Source organism: Micromonospora sp. M51, from assembly GCF_018070305.1.
GTDB lineage: Bacteria > Actinomycetota > Actinomycetes > Mycobacteriales > Micromonosporaceae > Micromonospora > Micromonospora parva.
Genome location: NZ_JAGPXZ010000157.1, coordinates 1 through 9,908, shown reverse-complemented (window position 1 = coordinate 9,908; position 9,908 = coordinate 1). Strand labels below are relative to the sequence as shown.

The 9,908-nt window shown below is 70.8% G+C and carries 8 protein-coding genes; 3 read left to right on the top strand and 5 right to left on the bottom strand.

Annotated elements, in window-relative coordinates:
* A partial coding sequence (locus KBX53_RS11420) for a PEP/pyruvate-binding domain-containing protein (protein ID WP_305797939.1) occupies positions 1–1,244 on the bottom strand: 1,244 nt, incomplete at its 3' end.
* Between the two features lie 138 nt (positions 1,245–1,382).
* On the opposite strand from KBX53_RS11420, the gene KBX53_RS11415 reads away from it, so the two are divergent.
* The 3 genes from KBX53_RS11415 to KBX53_RS11405 all read left to right on the top strand — a co-directional run bounded on the left by KBX53_RS11415 (position 1,383) and on the right by KBX53_RS11405 (position 5,528).
* Positions 1,383–2,042 (top strand): M23 family metallopeptidase, encoded by a 660-nt coding sequence (locus KBX53_RS11415; protein WP_030335998.1) that lies wholly within the window; start codon positions 1,383–1,385, stop codon positions 2,040–2,042.
* 72 nt (positions 2,043–2,114) lie between these two features.
* A complete protein-coding gene (locus KBX53_RS11410; RefSeq protein WP_030335996.1) occupies positions 2,115–2,345 on the top strand; it encodes a DUF2188 domain-containing protein in 231 nt (76 codons plus the stop codon).
* Positions 2,346–2,519: 174 nt separating this feature from the next.
* Positions 2,520–5,528 (top strand): fibronectin type III domain-containing protein, encoded by a 3,009-nt coding sequence (locus KBX53_RS11405; RefSeq protein ID WP_210859054.1) that lies wholly within the window; start codon positions 2,520–2,522, stop codon positions 5,526–5,528.
* A gap of 77 nt (positions 5,529–5,605) precedes the next feature.
* Here the strand turns inward: KBX53_RS11405 and KBX53_RS11400 are convergent, their stop codons facing one another.
* The 4 genes from KBX53_RS11400 to KBX53_RS11385 all read right to left on the bottom strand — a co-directional run bounded on the left by KBX53_RS11400 (position 5,606) and on the right by KBX53_RS11385 (position 9,758).
* Complete coding sequence (locus KBX53_RS11400; protein ID WP_210859045.1) at positions 5,606–6,589, bottom strand: hypothetical protein; 984 nt, start codon at positions 6,587–6,589, stop codon at positions 5,606–5,608.
* A gap of 16 nt (positions 6,590–6,605) precedes the next feature.
* On the bottom strand, positions 6,606–7,151 hold the full coding sequence (locus tag KBX53_RS11395) for a hypothetical protein (protein ID WP_210859043.1): 546 nt from the start codon (positions 7,149–7,151) through the stop codon (positions 6,606–6,608).
* Between the two features lie 168 nt (positions 7,152–7,319).
* Positions 7,320–8,342 (bottom strand): DUF4331 family protein, encoded by a 1,023-nt coding sequence (locus KBX53_RS11390; protein ID WP_030335988.1) that lies wholly within the window; start codon positions 8,340–8,342, stop codon positions 7,320–7,322.
* Between the two features lie 159 nt (positions 8,343–8,501).
* The gene (locus tag KBX53_RS11385) at positions 8,502–9,758 is read right to left on the bottom strand and encodes a glycoside hydrolase family 16 protein (protein WP_210859041.1); all 1,257 of its coding nucleotides are present in this window, start codon (positions 9,756–9,758) and stop codon (positions 8,502–8,504) included.
* Between the last annotated feature and the right edge of the window lie 150 nt (positions 9,759–9,908).

Sequence of the window (9,908 nt, the reverse complement as noted above, 5' to 3'; positions counted from 1 at the left end):
GCCGTCTGCACGAAGCGCAGCCGGTCGGCGGCGGTGCGCAGGTCGGCGGGGGCCGCAGACCGGGTCCTCAGCCGCTCGACCGCCTCGAACATCCGAATCCGTGCGGTGTCGGGACGGGCCAGCGCCCGCAGGATCCCGACCACCGCACGCCGGGCCGTCCGCAGCGAGGCGGCCCCCGGGGCCCGGCCGCGGCGGGGGCCGCCGTTGGTCGGGGCGAAGCGGGGGTCGTCCAGCAGGTGCTCCATCACCGCCTGGGCGCGCGGCCCGAAGTCGACAGCCATGAGCTTGACCAGCCGTTTGCGCGACGACCGGTCCCGGGCCAGGTCGGTCAGGTCGCCGTAGAGCCGCCCACCGATGTCCACGATCTCCACCCGCACCCCGAGCGCGGCCAGCATGGCGGTGATCTGCGTCCGCAGTGTCGCCATGCCCATCGGGGTGACCGGTCGCAGCATGCCCTGGACGTGACCGAACTCCAGGTAGACCCGGGGGAGGGGCTTGTCGGTGGCCGGCGGCTGCGGAAACATCGTGGTGATCGGCCGGGCCTGCAGCAGCCACTGGACGTCGTGCGCGTCGATCGCCCACTCGATGTCCTGCGGGCAACCGAAGTGGGCCTGCAACCGTTCGCCGGTGGCGCGCAGATCGGCCAGGTGTGCGGAGGTCAGGCAGCCGGTGTCGGCTCGGCTGACGCCGTCGAGGACGTAGTGGTCCACAGTCGCCGCGCCGTCCACCACGGCCGTGCCGAGACCGGGGGCCGCGTCGACGGTCATCTCGTCGCGCCGCCCGCTCAGCGGGTTCGCGGTGAACAGCACCCCGGCCACCGTGGGCGTGATCATGCATTGCACCACGACGGCCATCCGCACCTGCCGGTTGTCGATCTGTCGGGCGTCGCGGTAGGCGGTCGCCCGGTCGCTGTGCAGCGAGGCCCAGCACTTCTCGACGGCGGCGATCAGCTCGGCGTCGCCGACGACGTCGAGCACGGTGTCGTGTTGCCCGGCGAAGCTCGCGTCGGGCAGGTCCTCCGCCGTGGCGCTGGAGCGCACCGCGACCCGGCCCGCGCCGAGCCGTTGGTACGCGGCGACGACCTCGGCGGCCGGTACCACGCCGAGTCGGTGTGCCTCGGTGGTGACGCAGAAGCCCTCGGGGACCCGTTCGCCGCGCCGGATCAGCTCGCCCAACCCGGCGGCCTTGCCGCCGACCAGGTCGAGCAGGTCGGTGGTCGCCTCGGACAACGGGATCACGTGCATGGGGGCCCACTCTCTTTGCAATACAACTGCATTGAATGCGACGGTACCTCGTTGACGATGCGACTGCAATGTCACCGCTCGCGGTGCGACAGGGCTTTGAGGCGCTGACCCGGCGCCGTGGCGTTGCCGGGATCTGCCATGCTCGGGCCGGTGACGACCGGCCGCCCCGCCAGAGCCCGTGCCCACCGCCGCCCCCGACGCCGTGCCATCCGCGTCCTCCTCGCGCTCGTCGCGGTGGCGGCCGTCCTGGGCATCGCGGTGGTGGCGGTGCCGATGCTGCGACCGGCCGGGCCGCGTCCGCTCTTCCAGATGCCGGTGGCCTGTGGGGAGACGTGGCAGCTCAGCACCTATCCCGGCCACGACGACTACGACGTCGACTTCTTTCCCGTCGAGGGCGAGACGTGGGGGCGGCCGGTGCTCGCGTCCTATGCCGGAACTGTCACCGTGGCGGGCGTCAACGGGTCGCTCGGTGGTCGTACCCCGGAGAACCCGGAGGGTCCGCGCGGGCGCGGCGGCGGTTACTGGGTGAAGATCGATCACGGCGGCAAGTGGGAGACGCAGTACCTGCACCTGCTCGAACCACCACTGGTCGAGGTGGGTCAGAAGGTCGCCCAGGGCGAGCAGATCGGGAAACTGGGCAGCACCGGCAACTCCGGCGCGCCGCACCTGCACTACGAGCAGCGCCGAGGCTGGGAGAAGGTCGAGACGCACTTCGACGGCGAGCCGTCGGGCATCACCACCGACGAACGCGAACAGATCCTGCGGCGGGTGAGCAACAACTGCCCGGCCGTCTCCTGAGGACGGCGGTTTGCCCGGTGCTTCTCGGGGCACTGATTCGGGGAACAGTTCGGACCCAGGGAGGAGCCGGCCATGGTCAAGGGTGACGTCGACACGTACCACGAGGACGGTCAGTGGAAGAACAAGCCGGAGGGCAACGAGCGGGCCAGCAGCACGCATGACGTGAAGGCCGACGCGCAGGCCCAGGGCCGCGAGATGGCGGCCGACCGCGGCGTCGAACACGTGGTCAAGAAGCAGGACGGCACGATCGGGGAGAAGAACACCTACCCCCGCAGCCGTGACCCCCGCGACATCGAGGGCTGAGCGCCCTCGTCCCGAATCTCGCACGGACCGACCCCCTCGGCAGGAGTGCCGGCGGGGGTCGGTCCGTTTCCGCTGGCGGTCGTCGGCCTGCCGCGGTTATCCGAGTACCGAAATTATGGGTGTTTTTGGGGGTTATAGTCCGAATCGGTACTGGAGTGAAAGCTGGGAGTGGGCATGTCGTTGTGGAACCGGCGTGGTCCGTCGAGCGCCGGGGCGCTGATCATCGTCGTGCTCGCCGGGATGCTCGTGGTCGAACCGCTCCCGGCGTCGGCGGCCGGCTCCGTCCTGTTCGACCAGCCCTTTCACCAGAACACCGCGAACGGCATCGGCGCGGTGTCGCTGCCAGCAGTGCCCGGCACCGGGACTACCAACGCCGCCTGCCTGAGCGCGGCCGGCAACTCCACCACCGGCCCACTGCTGAGTTGCACCACAGCCACCGACCCGCAGGGCGCGGGCAAACTGCGCCTCACCCCCGCGACCGTCAACCGGCAGGGCGGGGTGTTCGGCGCGGTGAGCGTCCCCACCTCGCAGGGCCTGCACCTGACCTTCAACACCTACCAGTACGGCGGCGGCAACCCGGGCGCGGACGGCCTCGCCTTCGCGCTGGCCGCCGTCGACCCGGCCAACCCGAGGTCGCCGTCCACCCTCGGCCCGTCGGGCGGCTCGCTGGGCTACTCGGCGGCCTTCAACGGCGTGTCGGCGGGACTCTCCAACGGCTACCTGGGCATCGGCCTGGACGTCTTCGGCAACTTCAGCAACAGCACGTACCAGGGCACCGGCTGCACGAACCCGCCGTACATCTCGACCACCAACGCGCGGGTCCCCGGCCAGGTGGTGGTCCGGGGACCGGGCCGCAACGGGGTCGGCTACTGCGCGCTGAACAGCACCGCCGCAAGCACCTCGGCTCCTGCGCTGCCGCTGCGGGCCAGCACCCGAGCGGCGTCGGTGGTGCCGGTCGAGGTCGTCGTCAACACCACCTCGTCGTCGTACACCACCGACACCGGCATCACCGCTCCCGCCGGCCAGTACCGGGTCAGATTCACCCCGGTCGGCGGGCAGGCCCGAACCCTGGAAGGCGCGCTCCCGGTGGTGTCGCCCAGCCTGTACCCGTCGCCGACCTGGCTCAACGCCAACGGCTACCCTCGGCAACTCGCCTTCGGCTGGGTGGGCTCGACCGGCTCGGTCACCGACTTCCACGAGGTCGACGACGCCCGGGCGGTCAGCTTCAACCCGGTACCCGACCTGAACGTGGCGCAGACCAGCGCGGTCGGTGCCACCCCACAGCCCGGTGACCCGGTGACCTACTCGATCACCGCGGGAGTCGACGCCGGCACCGCCGAGACGGCACCGATCTCGGTCGCCCAGACCCTCCCCGCCGGTGTCGTCCCGCGCGGCGCGTTCGGCTCCGGTTGGGTCTGCGGCGCACCCTCCGGTCAGAGCGTCACCTGCACCAACAGCAACGGCCCGTTCGCCGGCGGAACCTTCCTGCCGCCCATCACGGTCACCGCGACCGTCACCGGCACCGGCGTGACGCCGGCACAGATCCAGACCGCGACGGTGGCGACCTCGTCGTCGATCGACGCGAACCCGGGTCTCGCCACCGGCACCACCCCGGTCGCGCCGGCCACCGCACCGAGCGGCGTCACCGTCACCCCGGCGCAGAGCACGGTCTCCGGAGGCATCCCGGTCACCGTCGGCGGCAGCAACCTCACCGCAGCGACAGCGATCACCATCGGTACGGCCGCCGAGCAGCAGGCCGGCACGTCGGTGCTGCTGGTGCCGTGCACCTCCGGCCCGGCCGCCGGCTGCTTCACCGTGAACCCCGACGGCACCCTCGGCATCTCCGCCATGCCCGCCCGGTCCAGCCCGGCGACAGTCACGGTCAGCGTCGTCACCCGAGGCTCCGCCGGATCGGCGAGCTACGTCTACGCGTCCGCCCCCGGCACGCCGAGCACGCCCACCGCTGTCGCTGGTGGCGCCAGCGCCACCGTGAGCTGGACCGCGCCGGCGAACAACGGCAGCCCGATCACCAGTTACCTGATCACCCCGATCCGGGACGGCGTCACCCAACCGACAGTCACCTTCGACGCCTCCACCACCAGTCGCACCCTGACCGGGCTGACCGTCGGCGCGTCGTACACCTTCCGGGTGGCAGCGGTGAACGCCTACGGCACCGGTGCGGCCAGCCCACCCTCGGCGGCGGTGGTCCCGTACACGGTGCCCGCGGCCCCGACGAACACCTCGGCCACCGCGGGCACCAACGCCGCCACGGTGAGCTGGACGGCCCCGGCCAACGGGGGGTCGCCGATCACCGGTTACACGGTGACGCCCTACCTCGGTGCCGTGGCGCAGACCCCCCGGGTCTTCACCGGCACCGCCACGACCCAGATCGTCACCGGGCTGACCGCCGGTGCCTCGTACACCTTCCAGGTGGCCGCGACGAATGCCGCCGGGACCGGTCCACAGTCGCCCGCCTCCGCGTCGGTGACCGTCAACGCGCCACCGACGCTGACCTTCCCACCGCCCCCACCCGGCAAGGCGTACGACCCGTACCAGTACCAGCTGACTGTCACCGGCGGCACGGGCCCGTTCACCTGGGCGGTCAGCGCGGGGAGCCTGCCGGCCGGGCTGACCCTCGACCCGCTCACCGGGCTGCTCTCCGGCACGCCCACCGAGGCCGGGACGTTCCCGTTCACCGTCCGGGTGACCGACTCGTTCGACCAGTCCGCGACCCGACCGGTCGACCTGGTCATCACCCCGCTCGGCGGGCTCTCCATCAGCGTCCCGGCGGTCTCCGCACTCGGCACCGTCACCTCGGGCACGACCGGCGTCTCAGGCCAACTCGGTCCGGTGACCGTCACCGACGACCGGGGGCCGTTCTCCGGAAACTGGGTCAGCGTCGTCTCCAGCACGAGCTTCACCACGGGTTCCGGCTCGGGCGGCGAGACCATCCCCACCAGCAACATCACGTACGCCTCCGGGCCCGCCCTGGCCAGCACCGGGATCGGCACCTTCGTGCCGCAGCCCGGGGCGTCGCTGTCCACCCCGCGTACCGCCGCCGGGTGGTCCGGCCAGGCGGGGGGCCCGAACGCCGCGACATGGAACCCCACCCTGTGGGTGGCCATCCCGTCCGGAGTGGTGGTCGGCGACTACGTGGCGGTCGTGACCCACTCCGTCATCTAGGGTCGCTTCGCTGGCGGGACGCCGCTGCCCGGCCGTTGGAAGGCAACGGCCGGGCAGTCTCTGCGGTGGTGCGGGCGTCAGGCCAACCGGGTCCGGTGCCTGCGGACGAGATGCCAGCCACCAAGGGTGCCCAGCACCAGCAGGGCGATCCCGCCGACCAGGTAGACCAGCCAACTCGGCCCGCTGGAGGCCGAGACCGTCATCGGCGCCGCGACGGGAAGGACGATCTTCCCGGTCGCGGTGCGCTGCACAGTGCCGCTGGCGAGCGTCGCGTGCACGTCCCAGGTCCCCGCGGGCAGCGTCTGGTTGACCTCGATCCGAACCTGACCGCTCTGGCCGGGCAGGATCGTCACCCCGTTGGTCACCTTGAACGGTCCGGCCTGGACCGCGGTCTTGGTCAGCGACAGGGTGCCGGTCATGTCCAGCGCGCGTTCACCGGTGTTGGTGACCTTCGCGGTGACGACGGGGAACTCGCCGGTGCCGGGCTCCGCGGCCAACCCCTCGATCCGGAAGTCCGTTGGCGGCTCACCACCCGGACCGACGTCGAGGTAGACCCGGATGCCCACCCGGTGGATCTGGGTGACGTTGCCGGCGCCTTCCGTCGCGCTGGTGACCTGTGCCCAGATCGCGGCGTACCGCTCGCCCTTCGAGGCCTTCTCCGGCACGGCGACCTCGACCTCGACCGGTCGTCGCTCGCCCGGGTCCAGCCGCATCGCGGCGGTCCTCAGCCGGATCCACCCGCTGAGTTCGTTGCCGGTGCGCCCCTCGGGCACGGTGAAGGCGTTGTTCTCGACCGACGCGGCGCCGGCATAGAACTCGATCTTCTGCGTCTCGGCGGAGGTGTTCTGCACCTCGACCCGGCGGTTGATCGTCGCCCCGGGCTTCAGGTGGTCCACGATGTAGACCCGGGCGCGGGGATCCTGCACCCGACTCGCCGGGATGTCCAGCATCCGGATGCTGATCGCGGCCTCCTCGGCCGGATCGTGTCGCTGCTCCCGCACGGCAACGGCTGGTGCCGCCGAAACCCCGAGCGCCACGAGGGCGACCGAGGTCAGCAGCACCAGCCGGCCGAGCGGCTCAGAACACCGAATGTGTCACCGTCCCGGTGTAGACACCCTGGACGGTGCCGACGGGCACGTTCACCACCAGGGTGGGGTTCCAGGTGGCGAAGTTGTTGCCGGTGCCGCCGGTGTGGGTCATCGCCGTCCGGGGCACGTTGATGACCACCGCGTCGGCGGAGGTCGGCTGGCCCGGTGTGAAGGTGCCGCCGCCGGCGGTCGCCGTCGCGGGGCCGGACCAGTACAGGACGTTGATGTTCGGGATCGTCTCGCCGGAGCTGCCGCCGCCGGTGGTGAAGTCGGTGGAGATGACGTTGGCGGTCCAGTTGGGGGTGAGCGACCCGCGTTGGTCCAGCACGGTGACCGGGCCGAGTTGACCGGAGACGGTCGTGCCCTCCACGCCGTTGCCGATGTTCGCCGTCGACGGCACAGTGATCGACAGACCACCGGCGGCGTCGACGGTGAGGGTGACGACAGTGTTGCCCGTGGTGTCCGCGGCGGCGGGTCCGGCGAGCGCGGCGACGGCGGCAACGCCGGCCAGGCCCGCGAGAATCTTTCTGCGCATCGAGTCTCCTTCGTCCTAGAAAACCTGGGAAGCGCTTCCGAGACTAACTACGCAAAACGCCTATAACGGGCTGAACGACGCGAACGTCACCCGGTCGTCGGCCGGTGGTCGTGTTCGGTCTCGGCGAGGGGCCGGCGCCCTGCTGGCCGCCGAGCCCCGCGAGCAGCCTCAGGCCGGAACCACGTACGGGAACGTGGCGGAACGGGCCGCCTTGGTGACCTCCGAGGTGAGGCCGGAGGTGGTCGCGGTGTTGAGAACCAGGGAGAACATCACCTCGGGCGCGTTGTCGGCCAGGCCCCGTCCGTTGCGGCCCGCGAAGCCGAAGTTCGCTGCCGTGCCGACCGTGTACGACAGCAGGTCGGGGTAGAGCTGCCGGGCGACGCTCCAGCCGTACGCCTGTGGATCCGGCGCGGTGCCGTTCGCCTTGACGACCCCGGCGACCGCGTTCGCGATCTCCTCGCCGCCTTCGGCGAGGTCGCTGCCGGGGTGCCGGAAGTTGGCGGGGTCGGAGAAGTCGGTGTCGTGGGGCCAGAAGATCGGCCACATCATGGGGTGGCCGGCGCGGTTGATCTGGCGCCAGCCGCCGGCGTCGGTGGCCAGCAGGGTGCGACACCACACGCCGATCTCGGTGCCCTCGCGCAGCAGTGGCTCGTCATGGGAGACCTCGAGAACGATCGACTCGACGGTGGTGCCGGCGAAGCTGTTCCTGGCCTGGTCGGCCCGCCACGCGGAACGGTCCACCACTGAGCCGTTCTTGACCGCGCCGTTGATGGTGGCGAGTTCGTCGAGGTCGATGAAGAAGGGGTCGGTGATCCGGCCGGCCCAGACCCGCACGTTGCCGCCGGCCGTGACCTCGCCGGTCCGCCCCTCGACGATGGGGGTGCCCATCGCGGCGTCGTCGCGGGCGTCGGCCCCGGTGAGCTCGTACAACTGGAGGGCCTGCCGGGCGTCGCCGTCCGGTTCGCCGAAGGCGAACCGGTAGGTCAGGTCCTCCGCCTCGGCGCCATTGATGTGAATCTTGATCTCGTAGCGCGCCTCGGCGTGGAAGCCGCGCTTGATGTCCGCCTTGGTCACCGAACTGTTCACGTCCATCACGAAGACAGTGGCGCGGTCGCCGTTGAAGACGAAGAGGTCGTCGATGTACAGCTGGCCGCCCTGGGCGGCGAGGGGCGTATCGAGGTGGTGCGACATGAGCTCACTCCCGGAACTGCCAGATTGTGGATTAATCCGAACATAGAGGGCGCAAGCCTGGCCGCTGCCTTCATCGAGCCAATCGGTCTGCCGGGAACGCGGACACACACCGGTGGGCCGCCCGAGCTGCGCTCGGACGGCCCACCGGTGAGCGGGTGGTCAGATGCGAGACCACTTCTGGTTGGCCGCGCCGAGGCAGTCCCAGAGGTGCAGCTTGCCGCCGTTGTTGGGGTTGGCCTCCCGTACGTCCACGCACTTGTTGGCGTTCAGGTTGACCAGGTCGCCGGCGGCGTTGAGGGTGAAGCGCTGGGCGCTGTTGCCGTTGCAGCTGACCAGGTTGACCTCGGTGCCGTTGGCGGTGCCGGCCCAGGCCGGGTCCATGCACTTGCCCATCGCGCGGAGGGTCCCGTCGGAGGCGAAGGTCCAGCTCTGGGCCGCCGTGGTGTTGCAGTCCCAGATCTGGAGTTTGGCGCCCTCCACCGGGTTGGCGCCGGGGATGTCGATGCAACGACCGCTCTGCGCACCCCGGATCCGGCTGGTGCCGGCCCCCGGGTCGCCCCCGCCCGAGGTGTAGCTGGACACCCGGACGTAGTCGACGAGCATCTGCTGCGGGAACTGGGTCGAGCCGTCCGGGTAGCCGGGCCAGTTACCACCGACCGCCACGTTGAGGATCATGAAGAAGGGGTGGTCGAACACCCAGCGGTTGCCGCCGAGCCGAGCGGGATCGACCCGGTGGTACTGCACGCCGTCGACGTACCACGTGATCACGTTCGGTTCCCAGTCCACCCGGTAGGTGTGGAAGGTGTCGGCGAGCGGCGCGCCGAGGGTGCGGCTGCCCGTGATGCCGCCGCCGCCGGAGTAGCCGGGCCCGTGCACGGTGCCGTAGACGGTGTTCGGCTCCCGGCCGATGTTCTCCATGACGTCGATCTCGCCAGCGTCGGGCCACCCGCCGCCGGTGCCGAGCATCCAGAAGGCCGGCCAGATGCCCTGGCCGCGCGGGATCTTGATCCGGGCCTCGAAGCGCCCGTACGTCTGGGTGAAGGTGGCCGCCGTCAGCAACCGCGCGGAGGTGTACTCGCAGCGCCCGTAGTGGCACTGGTAGTTGGCGGGGTTGTCCCGACGGGCGGTGATGACCAGGTTGCCCTGGCCGTCGTGGACGGCGTTGCTGGTGCTGTTCGTGTAGTACTGCCGCTCGTTGTTGCCCCAGCCGCCGCCGCCGATGTCGAACCGCCACTTGTTCTGGTCGACGGGGGTGCCGGCGGGGGAGTTGAACTCGTCCTGCCAGGTGATGGGGCCGATGGCGGCCTCGGCCCGGTCGGGGTGCGCCGGGAGGACGAGCGCCGTCGTGGTCGCGACGAGGGCGACCGCCAGGAGTACGAGAGGGCGGAAGCGGAGGCTGGGCCGGGCTGTGAACACGGGAGGCTCCTCAGCGTGGGGGTGGTGGAGGCGCTTGACCAGGATAGAGAGCGCTCTCTGGAGCGAAGTATGTCGATATCGTGGCTTTCTGTCAAGAGTGTTTCCAATACCACGACCGTCCGTTACCGCCCGATGCTGACCAGTGAGCGG